This window comes from Kitasatospora sp. NPDC051164 (genome assembly GCF_044455625.1).
In the GTDB taxonomy this organism is placed as follows: domain Bacteria; phylum Actinomycetota; class Actinomycetes; order Streptomycetales; family Streptomycetaceae; genus Kitasatospora.
Window position 1 is genome coordinate 96,490 of the sequence record NZ_JBITFB010000002.1, and the last position, 17,991, is coordinate 114,480.

The 17,991-nt window shown below is 71.6% G+C and carries 16 protein-coding genes; 11 read left to right on the forward strand and 5 right to left on the reverse strand.

The features are described 5' to 3' along the window. Positions 1-87 precede the first annotated feature (87 nt). From ACIBEC_RS02995 to ACIBEC_RS03010, 4 genes are all read left to right on the forward strand, one after another. Complete coding sequence (locus ACIBEC_RS02995; protein ID WP_360491836.1) at positions 88-1,983, forward strand: methylmalonyl-CoA mutase subunit beta; 1,896 nt, start codon at positions 88-90, stop codon at positions 1,981-1,983. Then, a complete protein-coding gene (gene scpA / locus ACIBEC_RS03000; protein WP_360491839.1) occupies positions 1,980-4,181 on the forward strand; it encodes a methylmalonyl-CoA mutase in 2,202 nt (733 codons plus the stop codon). Before ACIBEC_RS02995 ends, scpA begins: the two co-directional genes overlap by 4 nt. A 12-nt stretch (positions 4,182-4,193) precedes the next feature. Further along, positions 4,194-5,180: a methylmalonyl Co-A mutase-associated GTPase MeaB gene (gene meaB, locus ACIBEC_RS03005; protein WP_360491842.1), complete on the forward strand. Its 987-nt coding sequence runs from the start codon at positions 4,194-4,196 to the stop codon at positions 5,178-5,180. A 190-nt stretch (positions 5,181-5,370) separates the two neighbouring features. After that, complete coding sequence (locus tag ACIBEC_RS03010) at positions 5,371-5,868, forward strand: phosphoribosyltransferase (protein WP_188305542.1); 498 nt, start codon at positions 5,371-5,373, stop codon at positions 5,866-5,868. Positions 5,869-5,943: 75 nt separating this feature from the next. Here ACIBEC_RS03010 and pcp read toward each other — a convergent pair whose 3' ends face one another. The 3 genes from pcp to ACIBEC_RS03025 are packed head-to-tail and all read right to left on the reverse strand — an operon-like array spanning position 5,944 to position 8,308. Continuing rightward, positions 5,944-6,588, reverse strand: a complete 645-nt coding sequence (pcp, locus tag ACIBEC_RS03015) for a pyroglutamyl-peptidase I (protein ID WP_360491846.1) — start codon at positions 6,586-6,588, stop codon at positions 5,944-5,946. Between the two features lie 35 nt (positions 6,589-6,623). After that, positions 6,624-7,592 carry a DUF979 domain-containing protein gene (locus ACIBEC_RS03020; RefSeq protein WP_360491849.1) on the reverse strand — a complete coding sequence of 323 codons (969 nt, stop codon included), beginning with the start codon at positions 7,590-7,592 and terminating at the stop codon, positions 6,624-6,626. Then, positions 7,589-8,308 (reverse strand): DUF969 domain-containing protein, encoded by a 720-nt coding sequence (locus tag ACIBEC_RS03025; protein ID WP_360491852.1) that lies wholly within the window; start codon positions 8,306-8,308, stop codon positions 7,589-7,591. The genes ACIBEC_RS03020 and ACIBEC_RS03025 overlap by 4 nt, the downstream gene beginning before the upstream one ends. Positions 8,309-8,467: 159 nt before the next feature. Between ACIBEC_RS03025 and ACIBEC_RS03030 the strand changes: the two genes are divergently transcribed. The 4 genes from ACIBEC_RS03030 to ACIBEC_RS03045 all read left to right on the forward strand — a co-directional run bounded on the left by ACIBEC_RS03030 (position 8,468) and on the right by ACIBEC_RS03045 (position 11,679). Continuing rightward, positions 8,468-9,247: a GntR family transcriptional regulator gene (locus ACIBEC_RS03030; RefSeq protein WP_360491855.1), complete on the forward strand. Its 780-nt coding sequence runs from the start codon at positions 8,468-8,470 to the stop codon at positions 9,245-9,247. After that, positions 9,244-10,038 (forward strand): 5-oxoprolinase subunit PxpA, encoded by a 795-nt coding sequence (locus tag ACIBEC_RS03035; RefSeq protein WP_360491858.1) that lies wholly within the window; start codon positions 9,244-9,246, stop codon positions 10,036-10,038. The genes ACIBEC_RS03030 and ACIBEC_RS03035 overlap by 4 nt, the downstream gene beginning before the upstream one ends. A 71-nt stretch (positions 10,039-10,109) precedes the next feature. Further along, positions 10,110-10,733: an allophanate hydrolase subunit 1 gene (locus ACIBEC_RS03040; RefSeq protein ID WP_360492320.1), complete on the forward strand. Its 624-nt coding sequence runs from the start codon at positions 10,110-10,112 to the stop codon at positions 10,731-10,733. 94 nt (positions 10,734-10,827) lie between these two features. Further along, positions 10,828-11,679 carry a biotin-dependent carboxyltransferase family protein gene (locus ACIBEC_RS03045; RefSeq protein WP_360491861.1) on the forward strand — a complete coding sequence of 284 codons (852 nt, stop codon included), beginning with the start codon at positions 10,828-10,830 and terminating at the stop codon, positions 11,677-11,679. Positions 11,680-11,693: 14 nt separating this feature from the next. On the opposite strand, the gene ACIBEC_RS03050 is transcribed toward ACIBEC_RS03045, so the two are convergent. After that, positions 11,694-11,951, reverse strand: coding sequence for a hypothetical protein (locus ACIBEC_RS03050; protein WP_360491863.1), 258 nt, complete (start codon positions 11,949-11,951; stop codon positions 11,694-11,696). Positions 11,952-12,073: 122 nt separating this feature from the next. Between ACIBEC_RS03050 and ACIBEC_RS03055 the strand changes: the two genes are divergently transcribed. Beyond that, the gene (locus ACIBEC_RS03055) at positions 12,074-12,670 is read left to right on the forward strand and encodes a TetR family transcriptional regulator (RefSeq protein ID WP_360491866.1); all 597 of its coding nucleotides are present in this window, start codon (positions 12,074-12,076) and stop codon (positions 12,668-12,670) included. A gap of 203 nt (positions 12,671-12,873) precedes the next feature. Here ACIBEC_RS03055 and ACIBEC_RS03060 read toward each other — a convergent pair whose 3' ends face one another. Continuing rightward, complete coding sequence (locus tag ACIBEC_RS03060) at positions 12,874-13,476, reverse strand: superoxide dismutase (RefSeq protein WP_360491869.1); 603 nt, start codon at positions 13,474-13,476, stop codon at positions 12,874-12,876. A gap of 547 nt (positions 13,477-14,023) precedes the next feature. Between ACIBEC_RS03060 and ACIBEC_RS03065 the strand changes: the two genes are divergently transcribed. Together ACIBEC_RS03065 and ACIBEC_RS03070 are read left to right on the forward strand one after the other, a co-directional pair. Next, positions 14,024-16,285 (forward strand): collagenase, encoded by a 2,262-nt coding sequence (locus ACIBEC_RS03065; protein ID WP_360491872.1) that lies wholly within the window; start codon positions 14,024-14,026, stop codon positions 16,283-16,285. Positions 16,286-16,939: 654 nt separating this feature from the next. After that, entirely contained in the window at positions 16,940-17,977 is a 1,038-nt protein-coding gene (locus ACIBEC_RS03070) for a cytochrome P450 (RefSeq protein WP_360491875.1), read from the forward strand. Positions 17,978-17,991 lie beyond the last annotated feature (14 nt).

Here is a 17,991-nt window from a genome sequence, read left to right on the forward strand (position 1 = left end):
ACGGTGTGACAAGAACTGCCAAATCGAGGGAAAGGTCACACACGCCTCCCCTCCTGCAGCCCTGCGAACGGGCGCTAACCTGCGGGCATGAAGGTCCCGCCCGAAGGGCTCCCCCTCGCCGCCGAGTTCCCGGCTGCGCACCGTGAGCAGTGGCAGCAGCTCGTGCAGGGCGTGCTGCGCAAGTCCGGTGCCCAGCCCGAGGACGGCGCCGCCGCCGAGCAGACACTCACCACCAAGCTCCAGGACGGGCTCAGCGCACGCCCGCTGTACACCTCCGACGACACCGCGGTCGACCCCGGGTACCCGGGCTTCCCGCCGTTCGTCCGCGGCGGCCGGCCGCAGGGCTCCGCCGTCGCCGGCTGGGATGTCCGGCAGCGGCACGCCGACTCGGACCGTCGGCGCGCCAACGAGGCCGTGCTGGCCGACCTGGAGAACGGCGTCGGCTCGCTCTGGCTGGAACTGGGCGGCGAGGCCCTCCCGCTGGACGCCCTGCCCGAGGCACTGACCGGCGTGTACCTGGACCTGGCCGCCGTCGCACTCGACGCCGGACCCGAATTCACCGACGCCGCCGAGCAGTTGTTCAAGATCTACGAGCAGCGCGAGGTCTCCCCCGGCGCCGCCTCCGGCAACCTCGGCGCCGACCCGCTGGGCCTGCAGGCTCGCACCGGCGACACCACCCGCACCGACGCGCTGCTCGCCGAGGCCACCGTGCTGGCCGCCCGCTGCGCCGCCGACTACCCGAACGTCCGGGCGCTGACCGTCGACGCCCTGCCGTACCACGAGGCCGGCGCCTCCCCAGCCCAGGAACTGGGCTGCTCGCTCGCCACCGGCGTCGCCTACCTGCGCGCCCTGACCGCGGCCGGGCTGCCGGTGGACGCCGCGCTCGGCCAGCTGGAGTTCCGCTACGCGGCGGACGCCGACCAGTTCCTGACGATCGCCAAGTTCCGTGCCGCGCGCCGCCTTTGGGCCCGCGTCGCCGAGGTGTCCGGGGCGTCCCCGGAGGCCTCGGCGCAGCGTCAGCACGCCGTCACCTCCCGAGTGATGATGACCGCCCGCGACCCGTGGGTGAACATGCTGCGCACCACCGTCGCCTGCCTGGCCGCCGGAGTCGGCGGCGCCGACGCCGTCACCGTCCTGCCCTTCGACAGCGCGCTCGGCCAGCCGGACGCCTTCGCCCGCCGGATCGCCCGCAACACCCAGTCGATCCTGCTGGAGGAGTCCCACCTGGCCCGGGTGATCGACCCGGCCGGCGGCTCCTGGTACGTCGAGCAGCTCGGCGAGGAGCTGGCCCGGGCCGCCTGGGCCTGGTTCCAGGAGATCGAGCGGGCCGGCGGCCAGCAGGCCGCACTCGGCTCCGGCCTGGTCGAGGAGCGGATCGCCGCCACCTGGGCGGAGCGGTCGGTCAAGCTCGCCAAGCGGCGCGAACCGGTCACCGGCGTCAGCGAGTTCCCGCACCTGGACGAGCAGCCGCTGGTCCGCGAGCCGGCCCCGGCCGCGCTCTCCGGCGGCCTGCCGCGGGTGCGCCGCGCCGAGGCGTACGAGGCGCTGCGCGACCGCTCGGACGCCCACGCCGCCGTACACGGTGCCCGCCCGGCCCTGTTCCTCGCCTCGATCGGCACCGCCGCCGCACACACCGCGCGCACCACCTTCGCCGCCAACCTGTTCCAGGCGGGCGGCATCGCGACGACCTCCCTCGAGTCCGTCGACCCGGCCGCGTTCGCCGAGGCGTTCACCGCCTCCGGCGCCACCGTCGCGTGCCTCTGCTCCAGCGACGCCCTGTACGGCGAGCACGCCGCGGCCGTCGCCGGCGCACTGAAGGCCGCCGGCGCCACGAAGGTCCTGCTCGCCGGGCGGCCCGGTGAAGTACCCGACGGAGTGGACGAGTTCATCTACGCGGGCGGGGACGCGGTGGCCGTCCTGACCTCCCTGCTGGACCAGATCACCGGCGCGAGCGACGCCGACGAGAGCAAGGTGGCCCGATGATCCCCGACTTCACCGGAATCGGGCTGGACGGCGACGCCTCCGGCGTCACCGACACCCAGTGGCAGGCCGCCTGGCGCCGGTCCACCGGCAAGAACGTCGACGAGCTCGTCTGGGACACCCCCGAGGGCATCGGCGTCAAGCCGCTGTACACCGCCGAGGACCTCGCCGGGCTGGACTTCCTGGAGACCTACCCGGGCGTCGCCCCGTACCTGCGCGGGCCGTACCCGACCATGTACGTCAACCAGCCGTGGACCGTCCGCCAGTACGCGGGCTTCTCCACCGCCGAGGAGTCCAACGCCTTCTACCGCCGCAACCTCGCGGCCGGCCAGAAGGGCCTCTCGGTCGCCTTCGACCTGCCGACCCACCGCGGCTACGACAGCGACCACCCCCGCGTGACCGGCGACGTCGGCATGGCGGGCGTCGCCATCGACTCGATCTACGACATGCGCCAGCTGTTCGACGGCATCCCGCTCGACAAGATGTCGGTGTCGATGACCATGAACGGCGCCGTGCTGCCCGTCCTGGCGCTGTACATCGTCGCCGCCGAGGAGCAGGGCGTACCGCCCGAGAAGCTGGCCGGGACCATCCAGAACGACATCCTCAAGGAGTTCATGGTCCGCAACACCTACATCTACCCGCCGCAGCCGTCGATGCGGATCATCTCGGACATCTTCGCGTACACCTCGCAGAAGATGCCCCGGTACAACTCGATCTCCATCTCCGGCTACCACATCCAGGAAGCCGGCGCGACCGCCGACCTGGAACTGGCCTACACCCTCGCCGACGGCGTCGAGTACCTGCGCGCGGGCCTGGAGGTGGGACTGGACGTGGACGCCTTCGCGCCCCGCCTGTCGTTCTTCTGGGCGATCGGCATGAACTTCTTCATGGAGGTCGCCAAGCTGCGCGCGGCCCGGCTGCTCTGGGCCAAGCTGGTCAAGCAGCTCGACCCGAAGAACCCCAAGTCGCTGTCGCTGCGTACCCATTCGCAGACCTCCGGCTGGTCGCTCACCGCGCAGGACGTGTTCAACAACGTCACCCGCACCTGCGTCGAGGCGATGGCCGCCACCCAGGGCCACACCCAGTCGCTGCACACCAACGCCCTCGACGAGGCGCTCGCCCTGCCCACCGACTTCTCCGCGCGCATCGCCCGCAACACCCAGCTGCTGCTGCAGCAGGAATCCGGTACCTGCCGGGTCATCGACCCGTGGGGCGGCTCGGCGTACATCGAGAAGCTCACCAACGACCTCGCCACCCGGGCCTGGCAGCACATCCAGGAAGTCGAGGCGGCCGGCGGCATGGCCAAGGCCATCGATGCCGGCATCCCCAAGATGCGCGTCGAGGAAGCCGCGGCCCGGACCCAGGCGCGCATCGACTCCGGCCGCCAGCCGGTGATCGGCGTCAACAAGTACCGGGTGGAGAGCGACGAGCAGATCGACGTCCTCAAGGTCGACAACTCCTCGGTGCGGGCCCGGCAGATCGAGAAGCTGCGTCGGCTGCGCGAGGAGCGCGACGAGACCGCTTGCCGCGACGCGCTGACCGCGCTCACCCGGGCCGCCGAGGCCGGACCGCAGCGCGACGGCTCGCTGGACGGCAACCTGCTGCACCTGGCCGTCAACGCGGCCCGGGCCAAGGCCACCGTCGGCGAGATCTCCGACGCCCTCGAGACGGTGTACGGCCGCCACTCCGGCCAGATCCGTACCATCTCCGGTGTGTACCGAGACGAAGCGGGCCCGTCGGCCTCCCTCCAGCGCACCCGCGACCTGGTCGAGCGGTTCGAGCAGGCCGAAGGCCGCCGGCCGCGCATCCTGGTCGCCAAGATGGGCCAGGACGGCCACGACCGCGGCCAGAAGGTCATCGCCACCGCCTTCGCCGACCTCGGCTTCACCGTCGACGTCGGCCCGCTGTTCCAGACCCCGGCCGAGGTCGCCCGCCAGGCCGTCGAAGCGGACGTCCACATCGTCGGCGTCTCCTCGCTGGCCGCCGGCCACCTCACCCTGGTGCCCGCCCTGCGCGCCGAACTCGCCGCGGCCGGCCGCGAGGACATCACCATCGTCGTCGGCGGGGTCATCCCCCCGCAGGACTTCGAGGCGCTCTACGAGGCGGGCGCGGCAGCGGTGTTCGGCCCCGGCACGGTCATCCCGGACGCCGCAAGCGACCTGCTGACGGCCCTGGCCGCCGAACTCGGCCACGAGCTGTGAGCCTTTGATCGCATGCCTCCGCGGACGATCGACCTCGACAGCTATGTGACCGGCGTCCTGGACGGCTCGCGCGCCTGGATCGCGCGAGCCGTCACCCTCGTCGAATCCTCCCGGCCCGACCACCGCGCGCTCGCGCAGCAACTGCTCCAACGGCTGCTGCCGCACGCGGGCGGCGCGGTCCGGGTCGGCATCACCGGGGTGCCCGGCGTCGGCAAGTCGACCTTCATCGACTCCTTCGGCACCATGCTGACGGCGCTGGGCCACCGAGTCGCGGTCCTCGCCGTCGACCCCACGTCCAGTCGGACCGGCGGCTCCATCCTGGGCGACAAGACCCGGATGGAGCGCCTGGCCGTCGACCCGCACGCCTTCGTCCGCCCGTCGCCGACCTCCGGGACCCTCGGCGGGGTCGCCAAGGCGACCCGCGAGTCGATGGTGGTGATGGAGGCGGCGGGGTACGACGTCGTCCTCATCGAGACGGTGGGCGTCGGCCAGTCCGAGACGGCCGTGGCCGGCATGGTCGACACCTTCCTGCTCCTCAGCCTGGCACGGACGGGAGACCAGCTGCAGGGCATCAAGAAGGGCGTCCTGGAGCTGGCGGACGTCATCGCGATCAACAAGGCCGACGGCCCGCACGAACGCGACGCCGGCGCCGCGGCCCGCGAACTCGCAGGCGCCCTACGGCTGTTGCAGGCGCCGGACGCCGCGTGGACCCCGCCCGTCCTGACCTGCAGCGGTCGCGAGAACGTCGGCCTCGATGTCTTGTGGGAACGCCTCCAGCAGCACCGCAAGGTCCTCGACGCCACCGGCGCCCTGGCGGCCAAGCGCCGCGACCAGCAGGTGGAATGGACCTGGGCCATGGTCCACGACCAGCTCTACGCCCGGCTGCACGAACACCCCGAAGTGCGGCAGCTGGCCCCCGAGTTGGAAGCCAAGGTACGAGCCGGCAGCCTCCCCGCCGGCCTCGCCGCCCAACAGCTCCTGGACGCCTTCTTCGGCTGACAGTCACATCGCCCTGCGAGCGCGGCCGGCACGACGCCACCTCGCACACCGAGCGGAGGCCCGGCGCCGTGCCCCACCCCCGCGTGGGGCACGGCGCTCCTGGCGACGCGCCGGGCAGCACCGGGGCTGCTGCCGGCCCTCCGCGTGCCGGTGTTCGCCACACGGCCGCCTCTCGAGGAGACTGAACGGCGTGACTGATGTGCGAGAGATCCTGGACTACCAGACCTTCGGCCGAGCGGTACGCGAACTGGCGCAGACCATCGCCGACGACGGCTTCGAACCCGACCTCGTCCTGAGCATCGCCCGCGGCGGCGTGTTCGTGGCGGGCGGTCTGGCGTATGCGCTGGACTGCAAGAACATCCACCTGGTGAACGTCGAGTTCTACACGGGTGTGGGCACCACCCTCGACATGCCCGTCATGCTGGCGCCCGTCCCCGCGGCGATCGACTTCACCGACAAGAAGGTCCTGATCGCCGACGACGTCGCCGACACGGGCAAGACGCTGAAGCTGGTGCACGACTTCTGCCTCAGCCACGTCGCCGAGGTCCGGTCCGCCGTCATCTACGAGAAGTCGCACTCCCTGGTGAAGTGCGAGTACGTGTGGAAGCGGACCGACGACTGGATCGAGTTCCCGTGGTCGGCGCAGGATCCGGTCGTCAAACGTCCCGGCCAGGTGCTCGACGCCTGATCCGAGAAGGACAGCGCTGCCTTTCGTCGCCGCTGAGGCCGGAACACGGCTCAGCGGCGACGGAGCGGTTCTGCGTCAGTGGGTTGCCCCCTCCGGGACGCGGAGGTCGGCGGTGCGGGTCGCAGCGGCGGTGAGGAGGGCGCGCAGACCGTGGGCGACGGAGGCGGCCGGCAGCGAGGGCGTGGAGCCGTCGAGGACCTGTTCGGGCAGGGCGGGTATGTGGACGAACCCGCCGCGGGCGGTGGGCTGCTCGGTGGCGAGCAGGTGCATCAGGGCGTAGAAGACGTGGTTGCAGACGAACGTCCCGGCGGTGTGCGACAGGGAGGCGGGCACGCCGGCTTCCCGGACGGCGGCCACGCAGGCCTTGACGGGCAGGGTGGCGAAGTAGGCCGCGGGGCCGCCGGGGACGACGGGCCGGTCGACCGGCCGCCGGCCCACGTTGTCGGGGATGCGTGCGTCGTCGACGTTGATGGCGACGCGCTCGACGGTGACATCCGGCCGGCCGGCTGCCTGGCCGAGGCAGACGACCAGGTCCGGGACGCACTGCTCCATCGCGGTGCGCAGTTCCTCGGCGGCCTGGCCGAACACGCAGCTCAGCCGGGTGGCGGTGACCAGGAGTCCCTCGGGCGGGTTGTCGGCGACGAGACGGGCGACCTCCCAGGACGGGTTGACGTCGGCGCCGTCGAACGGTTCGAAGCCGGTGAGCAGGACCCTGGTCATGGGACGGCCTTTCTGGCGGAAGGGAAGAACGCGGGTCAGAACGCGAAGAGCGACATGATGGCGATGTTGCAGACCAGCAGCGCGCCGGCGGTGGGGAGTTGGGCCTTGATCGGCCCGTACTGGTCCTTGAGCTCGAGCAGCGCCGCCGGGACGAGGTTGAAGTTGGCCGCCATGGGCGTGACCAGCGTGCCGCAGAAGCCGGCCAGCATGCCCACGGCCAGGACCACGCCCGGGCTGCCGTGCAGTCGGGTGATCAGGATCGGCCAGCCGATCGCGGCGGTCATCACCGGGAAGGCGGCGAAGGCGTTGCCCATGATGATCGTGAACAGGGCCATGCCCACGCAGTAGAGCGCCACCGCCGCGTACTTGCTGCCGTCCGGCAGGAAGTGGGTGGTGATCTTGCCGACTTGGGCGCCGACCCCGGCGCTCTGGAAGATCGAGCCCAGTACGGCGAGGAGTTGGGGCAGCAGCAGTGCCCAGCCCATGGACTCCAGCAGTCCGCGGCCGGAGTGGAGAGCGACTGCGGGGTTGCGCTCGCGGGTGAGCAGCAGCGCCAGGCCCAGGGCGACGAGTGAGCCGATGCCGAGCCCGAGGAGCGTCTCGCTGCCGGTCTGCAGCAGCAGGCCGCCGCCCAGGTGCACACCCTTGAGGAGCGTTCCACAGGTCAGCGCGACCAGCGGGAGCGCCAACGCCGGGATGAACAGCCGGGTGCCGAGGCGCGCGGCGGAGGCGGCCCGGCGCTCGGGGGCGGCGGCAGTCGAGGTGCCGCGGCCGGTGAAGCCGAAGCCGGCCAGACAGATCATCACCAGGACGGCGACGCCCAGCGGCGCGGCGGGCGCGCTCTTGTCGGCGACCCACGTGCCGTAGACGAAGCTCGCACCGAGCAGGCCCCAGAAGGCGGCGCTGCCGTAGCGCTTGGGATTGCCGCGGTCCACGGCCATCTGCGCTGCCATCGCGAGGAAGACGGCCCCGACGAGCCAGTACAGCCACTCGACCTTGATCACTTGGTCGTCTCCTCGATGCGGTCGGCAGTGGTCGCTTGGTCAGCTGTCGCGGGCAGGGCGCGGGCGAGGGCGCGGTCGAGGCGCAACAGGCGCGCGCCGTGGATGAGGGTGGCGCAGACGGCGGTGGGGATGGCCCACAGGGCGAGCTGCACCGGCTCCAGGTCGGTGTGGTAGGTCGCGTCGACGAAGCCGGTGATCAGGAGGATCGAGCCGACGGCGAGGAAGCAGTCCTCGCCGAAGAACAGACCGACGTTGTCGGCGCTCGCGGCGAAGGACCGCACGCGTTCGCGGGCCTTGTCGGTCAAGGTGCCGTGGTGGCGTTCGGCGGCGGCCTCGGCCATCGGCGCGACCATCGGGCGCACCGCCTGGGCCGGTCCGCCGAGGCCGGTGAGGCCGAAGGCGGCGGTGAGCTGGCGGACCACCAGGTAGACCGCGAGCACGCGTCCGGCGCTGGCCTTGGCGAGTTTGTTCATCAGGGCGCGGGCCTGCTCCTGCAGGCCGTGGCGCTCCAGCAGGCCGATCACCGGCAGGGTGATCGCGAAGAGGGTCACCGAGCGGCTGGAGGCGAAGCCCGTGCCGAAGGCCTCCAGGACCCTCAGCGGGCTCATCCCGCCCAGAAGTCCGGTGAGGACGCCGGCGGCGCCGACGACGAGGAGCGGATTTCGCCGGGTGGCGAACCCGGCCACCACGACGAGGATGCCGAGAAGAACGATCATGTTCCTGGCCGCCTTTCAGACGGGCCTCCGCCGTACGGGTGACCGTCTGGGGCGCCACGGGCGGAGGAGGTCGCGGCCTGGGTGGGCCGCGACCGTACGGGGGTTGCCGCGAGGCTAGGGGATTGTGGAACAATCCGACAAGAGTTCAGGAGGTGGAACGTGACCGGAGTTTTCGACGCGCTCGCGGCCGACCGGGGCCGGCTCGACCGCGCCAGCGCCGCCCAACGCGTGGCCGAGGTGCTGCGCGACCACATCACCGAGGGCCTGCTAGCCCCCGGCACCCGGCTGTCGGAGGAGGCGCTCGGAGAAGCGCTCACCGTCTCGCGCAACACACTCCGTGAGGCGTTCCGGCTGCTGGCCGACCAGCGGCTGGTCGTGCACGAGCTGAACCGGGGCGTGTTCGTCCGGATCCTCGAACCGGACGACGTCGCCGACATCTACACGCTGCGCCTCGCCCTGGAGACCGCCGGCGTACGTGCCCTGCACAGCGCCGCACCCGAGCGCCTGGCCGCGGTGCGCACCGCCCTGAGCTGCGCGGAGGCCGCCGAGGCGGTCGGCGACTGGGTCACCGTCGGCACTGCCGACCTGCACTTCCACCAGGCCGTCGCAGGGATCGCCGGCAGCCGGCGGATCGACGAGTGCATGGCCCGCCTGATGGCCGAACTGCGCCTGGCTTTCGCCGCCGTCCCCTCGGCGCGCGGGCTCCACGCACCGTTCCTGCGCCGCAACCAGACGCTCACCGGACTGCTGGAGACGGGCGAGATCGACGACGCCGTGGTGGAGCTGACCAGGTACCTGGACGACGCGCGCGCGGTGATCGTCCGTGCGATGACGGACGGCCCGATGACGGACGGCCCGATGACGGACGGCCCCATGGCGGGCGGCCCCATGGCGGGCGGTGCCATGCCGGACGGCCCGGTGACGGGCAGCGCGAGATGACCCCGCCCGGGGGCGCTCCCGTTCCGGTCGTCGACCTCAACGCCGACCTCGGCGAGGGATTCGGCCGCTGGACGCTCACCGACGACGACGCCCTGCTGTCTGTGGTCACCAGCGCCAACGTCGCCTGCGGCTTTCACGCCGGGGACCCGACCACCATGCGACGGGTGTGCGAGCTGGCCGCGGAGCGGGGCGTGCGGATCGGCGCGCAGGTCTCCTACCGGGACCTCGCCGGGTTCGGGCGGCGGGCAATGGACGTCCCTCCGGACGAGCTGGCGAACGAAGTCGCCTACCAGATAGGGGCGTTGCAGGTGTTCGCGCGGGCAGCCGGAGCACACGTGGCGTACGTCAAACCGCACGGCGCGCTGTACAACCGGGCGGTGCACGACGAGGAGCAGGCGGAGGCGGTGGTCCGCGGCGTCCGCCTGGCCACGGGGGCACAGGAGCGGGCCCTGCCCGTACTCGGGCTTCCCGGTTCACGGCTGCACGAGGCGGCCGGGCGGGCCGGGCTGCCGGTGGTCGCCGAGGCCTTCGCCGACCGCGCGTACACCCCGCACGGCACGCTCGTCCCACGCCGCGAACCCGACGCCGTCGTCGAGGACCCGGACGCGGTCGTCCACCGCTCGGTCGCCATCGCCCGGGACGGCGAGGTCACCGCGCGCACCGGCGACCGGATCCGGCTCCGGGCCCGTTCCCTGTGCGTGCACGGCGACACCCCTGGGGCCGCGGATCTGGCCCGACGGGTGCGAACGGCCCTGTGGACAGCCGGAGTCCGCGTCGAGGCGTTCGCGTGAGCGCCGAACCGACGGCGCAGACCGCGCAGATCGTGCAGGGCGCGCAGGCCGGGGCGAACAGGACCGACGGGATGAAGATGCGCGTCCTGCGGGTCGGTCTGAACGCGCTCCTGGTCGAGTTGGACGGCGCCGACGAGACGACCGCCTTCCACGCCGAACTCCGGCGCCGACGCGCGGCGTCCGAACTCCCGGCCGTCACCGAGGTGGTACCCGCCGAACGGAGCGTGCTGCTCGACGGCGTGGCCGATCCCGACGCCCTGGCCGCCGAACTGGCCGGCTGGCGCGTGCCACCGCTGCGGGCGAGCGCCGACCAGACCGTGACCATCCCGGTGCGCTACGACGGTGCCGACGTCGCGGAGGTCGCCGCACTGTGGGGTGTCGCCGAGGACGAGGTCGCGCACATCCACTCGGCGACCGAGTTCCGCGTCGCCTTCAGCGGCTTCGCCCCCGGCTTCGGCTATCTGACCGGCCTGCCCGAGCGCTACCGGGTGCCCCGACGGGCCGTCCCCCGCCCCGCCGTCCCGGCCGGGGCGATCGCCCTCGCCGGCCCGTACACCGGCGCCTACCCGCGCTCGTCCCCGGGCGGGTGGCAGCTGATCGGGCGCACCGACGCCGTGCTGTGGGACCCGTCCCGGGAACCCGCGGCCCTGTTCAGCCCTGGGACCCGGGTCCGGTTCGTGATCGAGGAAGCCTGACCACGAAAGCCCGGACGAGGAAGCCCGACCAAGGAAACCCGAACGAGGAAGCCCGGACGAGGAAGCCCGACCGAGGAAGCGTGATCGAGGGAGCATGACCGTCACCATCACCAGTTCCGGCCTGCTGACGACCGTCCAGGACCTCGGCCGGCCCGGGCACGCGCACCTGGGCGTGCCGCGCTCCGGCGCGCTCGACCAGCCCGCCCACCGACTCGCCAACCACCTGGTCGGCAACCCCGCGACGGCGGCCACCCTGGAGACCACCGTGCTGGGCTGCGCGGTGCGCGTGGACCGCGCCGTGACGGTGGCCGTGGCCGGCGCGCCGTGCGCCGTACGGGTCGACGGGCGGCCCGCCGCCTGGGCCGCCCCGGTGCGGCTGCCCGCCTGGGCGCTGTTGGAGGTGGGCCCCGCGACGCGGGGTGTGCGCAGCTACGTCGCCTTCGCGGGTGGGATCGCCACCGCGCCGGTCCTCGGCAGCCGCTCGACCGATCTGCTCTCGGGGCTGGGCCCCGCTCCCGTGGCCCCCGGGGACGCGCTGCCGCTCGGCGATCCGGTCGGCCCGCCCGCCGGAGCGGACGTGGTGCCGACGCCCGCGCCGCCGGACCCGCTGCTCCTACCGGTGCTGTTCGGCCCGCGCGACGACTGGTTCACCACCCGCTCGCTCGCCGTCCTCACCGGCTCCGGCTACCGCGTCTCCCCCACCAGCAACCGGATCGGCCTGCGCCTGGACGGCCCGCCCCTGGAGCGCGCCCGCGTGGGCGAACTCCCCAGCGAGGGCATGGTCCTGGGCGCGGTCCAGGTCCCGCCCGACGGCCGCCCGGTGGTCTTCCTCGCCGACCACCCCACCACCGGCGGCTACCCCGTCATCGGCGTCGTCCCCGCCACCGCCCTCCCCGCCGTCGCCCAGGCCGCCCCGGGCACCCCGGTCCGCTTCACCCCGATGTGACGGCGCTGAGTCCGCTACTTCCGGCGGGCGAGCCTGGACTCCGCCTTGAGGAGCAGCGGCATCAGGGCGTAGACGACGACGGGGACGACGAGGGCGGTCATGACCAGGGTGCGCAGGGGCAGGGGCAGGTTGCCGAGGTAGGGGCTGAGGAGGAGGAAGGCGGTGGTGATGGTCGGGTAGACGGCGAGCCAGGTGAGCAGGGCGCGACGGTGGACCGACGGGGCGGCGGGGGTCGTCGCGGGTGCGGCCGGGGTGATGGTGTCGGTGGTCATGGCGCGGGTCCTCCCCTTGGTGAGCGGCTGGAGGCCAAATCTCCAACCCTTCGGTTGGAGTTTGGCACGGGCCGGCGCGGATGTCCAACCAAAGGGTTGGACATTTGGGATATCGTGGGGTCATGGCCTGGGACACCGCACGCACGCAGCAGCTCCTCCTCGACGCCGCGGTCGAGGAGTTCGCCGAGTTCGGCCCGGACGGGGCCCGGATCGCCCGGGTGGCGACCCGGGCGGGGGTGAACAAGGAGCGGATCTACCAGTACTTCGGCAACAAGGAGCAGCTGTTCTCCGCCGTGCTGACATCCGAACTCGGCAAGCTGGCCAAGGCGGTGCCGCTCGCGCCGACGGCGCGCCTGGACCTCGGCGACTACGCCGGGCGGGTCTTCGACTACCACTCGGCCAACCCGCACTTTTCCCGCCTGCTGGCCTGGGAGGGCCTGCAACGCGGCACGGAGGCCGAGGGGTTGGCGGCCGGCCCGGAACGCACCGCGCACTACGGCGAGAAGATCGCGGCCGTCGCCGCCGCCCAGCGCAGCGGCGAGGTGGCCGGTGAGGTGGATCCGGCACGGCTGATGTTCGCGGTGATCGGGCTGGTGAACTCCTGGTTCACGCTGCCGCAGATGGTCCGCCTACTGCTCTCCGGCCAGGCGGACCACGCGACGGACCGGGAGGCCGTGGTCACCTTCGTCCGTCGCCTGACGAGGCCCGCGAGCGGCTGAGCAGCCGCGAACGGCCCGCCGACGCACCCGGGTTCAGCGGCGGCGGGCGGCCTGGGCGGCCCGGCGGGTGGCAGGTGTGCCCGGTGCAGAGGGTGCAGAGGATGCAGAGGATGTCAACGGCCGTGACGGGCAAGCACGGTGGGAACGCAGGGCGAACGGCCCCGGACCGGTCGACCGGTCCGGGGCCGTTCGCTTGACGGGCGTCAGGCGCTCTGGACGGCCGCGAAGCGGGCCGAGACGTCCTGCCAGTTGACGACGTCCCACAGGCGGGTGACGTAGTCCGGGCGGACGTTGCGGTACTGCAGGTAGTAGGCGTGCTCCCAGGCGTCGAAGGCGAGCAGCGGGGTGGCGTTCTGGCCCACGTTGCCGTGGTGGTCGTAGACCTGCTCGACGATCAGGCGCTGCCCGAGCGGCTCCCAGGAGAGGATGCCCCAGCCGGAACCCTGGACGCCGGTGGTGGCGGTGGTGAGCTGCTTCTTGAAGGCGTCGAAGCTGCCGAAGTGCTCGGTGATAGCGTCGGCCAGCTCGCCCTCGGGGCGGTCGCCGCCCTCCGGGGAGAGGTTCTGCCAGAACAGCGAGTGCAGGACGTGGCCGGACAGGTGGAACGCGAAGGTCTTCTGCAGGCCGACGAGGCCGCCGAACTGCTCCTTGTCGCGGGCCTCGGCGAGCTGGTCCAGGGTGTCGTTCGCGCCCTTGACGTAGGCGGCGTGGTGCTTGGAGTGGTGCAGCTCCAGGATCTCGGCCGACATGGCCCGCTCGAGCGCGGAGTAGTCGTACGGCAGGTCGGGAAGCGTGTAGGCGCCCATGGTGGGACACAGCCCTTTCGACGGATGGTGATGATCGTGCCGGGACAACACTATTGCGTATGACTTGCAAGAACACAGCATGGGCTCCTGCTTATTCCTCACGCCACCTCAGGCAGAAGGGTCGCCAACGGACGCCACGGGCGACGAGGGTGAGTGACTGTGACGGTCGGCCGCCGCCCGCTGGGTGGAGGCGCAGCGGGGAGCCGCACGTGCCGGACGCGGCGGCCGCATTGCAGGAGGCGATCGCGGACGTGCTGCCCCGGAAGGCGACCAGGGCCTGCATCGATCACGGGATCGGCAGCTGGTGGCGACCGACGGGGTCGCGACTCTCACGCCGAGTGCGGGTTCCGTCGACTGACAGCATGTCCGGTTGACTGTGCGTCCAGTTGACAGCGTGTCCGGTCGGGCAACGGTTCGGTCAAGCCGGTCGAAATTCCGCCCCCGGGGCTTCCCTCCGCGTTGAACCATGTGCCATTTTACATGTCACACATCAGGACCGTGCGCCCCACACCGCACAACCCCTCACTGGCCCGGAGGCCCCCACCCCATGCGTCCCTTCCGGATAGCGAAGGCGAACGCGCGCAGACTCCCTGCGCTCGGCGCCGCCTTCTTCCTCGCCCTCGGACTCTTCGCGCCGCAGGCCCACGCCGCCGACAAGCCGTCGGCCCCCGCCCCCACGGGCAAGGCGGCCGCGCCCCGTGCGATCCCCGTGCCCAAGTCGCCCGACACCCCCAAGGACGCCCGCCCGCTGGCCTCCGACGCACAGGCCAAGCCGAACGCTCCGACGGGGGGCAGCACCGTCGGCGCCGCGAAGGCGGCGAAGCAGTTCTCCGCCGCCGCCAACGCCTGCGACGTCTCCGCCTTCACCGGCAACTCCGGTGCCGCGCTGGTCCAGCAGGTCAAGTCGGCCGGGCTCGACTGCGTCAACTCGCTGTTCACGCTCACCGGCAACGACGCCAAGGGCGCCTTCAACGAGGCCCAGATGGCCACCGTCGCCAACGCCCTGCGCGACGTCTCCGCCGCCTACCCCGGGGACGACTCCACCGCGGCCGGCCAGCTGGTGCTCTTCCTGCGCGCCGGCTACTACGTGCAGTGGAACCACGCCGACGTCGTCGGCACCTACGGCACCAGCCTGCAGACCGCGATCCGCGGCGCGCTGGACGCCTTCTTCGCGGCCCCGCACAGCAAGGACGTCACCGAGGCCAACGGCCAGACCCTCGCCGAGGCCGTCACCCTGATCGACAGTGCCCAGGAGAACGCCCGCTACACCGGCGTCATCAAGCGCCTGCTCGACGGCTACTCCAGCGCCTGGACCGGCTCGATGGCCACCGCCGTCGCCAACACCGAGACCCTCATCTCCCGTGGCTTCGACCGGACGGACTTCGTCGCCGCGCTCCAGGCCGACCCCTCCTTCGCCACCAGCATGTCGTCCTTCGTCACCCGCAACAGCTCGCAGCTAACCGGCGGCGACACGGTGACGAGCGTCGGCATCCAGATCGGCAACCTGCTCGCCCATGACGCCACCAAGGCCCAGGGCCGGCCGATCGTCAAGGACCTGATCAACCGCTACCCGCTGGTCGGCGCCACCGGTCCGCTCACCATGAACCTGGTCTGGTTCGAGGAGAACAAGGACGCGGGCAACTGCGCCTACTACGGCACCTGCGACCTGCCCACCCGGCTCGTCCCGCTCGTGCTCACCATCGACCACACCTGCAACGCCAACCTGCGCATCCGCGCCCAGGACATGACCGCGCAGCAGCTCACCGACACATGCACCAGCCTGATCAACCAGGACGCCTACTTCCACTCCGTGGTCAAGGACAACGGCCCGGTCGCGAACGACAACAACAACAGCCTCGAGGTCGTCGTCTTCGACGACTACTACAACTACAGCCTCTACGCCTGGCTGATGTACCACATCGCCGTGGACAACGGCGGCATGTACGAGGAGGGCGACCCGGCCAAGGCCGGCAACCAGGCCCGCTTCATCGCCCACGAGGCCTCCTGGCTGCGGCCCCAGTTCCAGATCTGGAACCTCAACCACGAGTACACCCACTACCTCGACGGCCGCTACGACTTCTACGGCAACTTCGACGCCGGCATGACCACCCCGACCGTCTGGTGGGTCGAGGGCCTGGCCGAGTACATCTCCTACAGCTACCGGGGCGTCCACTACGACGACGCGGTCACCCAGGCCGGCAAGGGCACCTACACGCTGAGCACCCTGTTCGACAGCACCTACGACAACGCGGACTCCACCCGGATCTACAACTGGGGCTACCTGGCCGTCCGTTACATGCTCCAGTCGCACCCGCAGGACGTGACCGCGCTGCTCGCCAAGTACCGCGTGGGTGACTGGAACGGCGCCCGCACCCTGCTCAAGAGCACCATCGGCACCTCGTACGACGCCGACTTCGCCGCCTGGCTCAAGGCCTGCGCCGCCGACAACTGCGGCTCCCTGCCCACCAACCAGGCTCCGCTGTGCACCGCCGCCGACGCCCGGCAGTTCGACAAGAACTGCCGCCGCGACGGCGTGGCCGCCACCACCGGGAACTACAGCTACAGCTTCCTGAACCTGCCCGCCGGCGTGAAGCAGCTGACCATCACCACCAGCGGCGGCACCGGCAACGCCGACCTCTACTACAACGGCGGCGCCTGGGCCACCACCGGCTCGTACCAGGCCAAGTCCACCAACAGCGGCAACGGCGAGACCCTCACCATCACCAACCCGCCGGCCGGCTGGGTGTACTTCAGCCTCTACGGTCAGCAGGGCTTCGGCGGCGTCACCGTCACCACGACCTACAACTGACCACCTGGGCAGCTGAGAACGAGCACCGAGCACCGAGCACGTCCGTACGTACCGGAGGGCCCCGCGGCGACGCGGGGCCCTCCCCCGTTTTGTCCCGGTACCCCGGGAAGTCCGGGCCGGCCCCGCAATCGCGGCCGGGCAGGTCGGTGGCCTCGATCCTCAGCTCCATACCGCTATCGTCCCCCACCCGCGGCCCTTCCGAAGCAGGGTTATAACGATTTGCCCATCGAATAGGCCGTCAATGTTGCGTAGAAGTCCGATCCTCAGCTGTCACAGGGGTATCAAAAGTTCGAACGGTCGGTTAGGGTCCGAGACAGGTGAAGCCGTTCCGATTCCCCACCGGAATTCGAATCGGCTCACGGTCAGGGCATGGCTGTTGTGCCGCGCCCGTCATCACAGAATGGAGACAGCCATGAAGATGATCAAGGCGATCGCCAAGAAGTTCAGGAAGAACGAGGACCTTGCCGCCAACGCTTGGGTCCTGCACGTCATCTGACTCATCTGACGCACCACCACCGTCGGCGGAGGCGGGCGGCTCGACTGAGCCGTCGCCTCCGCCGCCGATGCGCAGCTCACGCATTTCATCGCCATTCCGATAAAGGCGGGATCCTCGTGGAAGAAATGGCAGCGACACCGGTCCGCGACCATTCCCTCGTGTTTGCCCCGAGGATCCGGAACCTGCTGGCCCGCGAAGAAAAGGTATTCCGGATCGACGCCACCACGGTCGGTGTCTCCGGTTGCCACCTGATGGCCGAAATCGTCGCGACGCGCCCCGTGCTGTCCGCGGAGCGCTCGGTCTACAAACCCGCCGCGGGCGCCGACATCCCCCACGACAGCGCCACCCGCACGATCCGCGCACTGGGGCAGGACGTCATGGCGGGCATCCGGACGCCGCCGCCCCCGGCGCGCGGGCTGTCCGGCGCCTGGCCGTACGCGCCCACCTCCTACCTGCGCGGCTGGCTCTTCGCGTCCGACCCCCTGCCGGTCTCCCTGCTGTCGAAACGCGGCGTCACCCGCTCCGACACGCTCTCCCGGCTCGTCGACCGCGCCGTCACCATCTGGCCGGGATCCGAGGCCGAGGGCGGGTCGACCGCACTGGCCCAACTGATCCGCGCGGCTTCCGACCCCCTGGAGCGGAAGCAGGCCATCGCCATGTACCGGCGGGCGTCGGCCACCCTCTGCGACGGCGTGGCCGCACTGGCCGGCAACGCCCTGTGGCTGCTGCGGCAGGAGCCGGAACGCGACCACGCGGCGGAGACCCCCGGCCTCACCGCGGTCCTGTGGGAGACGCTGCGGCTGCTCCCGCCCGCGTGGATGCTGTGGCGCAACGGCGGGGACGCGTACACCCGGCTGCACCCCGAGATCCGCCCCGAGGACAACGTCGCGCTCTTCCCGCTCCTGATGCACCGCCACCCGGACTACTGGTCCGACCCGCTGGAGTTCCGCCCCGACCGGTGGACCGGGGTGGCGGACCCGGAGAAGACACCCGGTTTCATGCCGTTCGGGTTCGACGGCGCCCGCTGCTGGGCCAAGCACCTGGTCGTACCCCTGGCCGAGCGCCTGCTGACCGTCGCCTTCGACAACGGACTCGTCATCCGCGGACCGCGGCAGGACGCCCCCGTCCCCCTGCGCTCCCTGCTCTCCGTCCGCTTCGAGGCGGCCGCGGGGACAGCGGGGACAGCGGGGGCATGACCCGGCACACGACC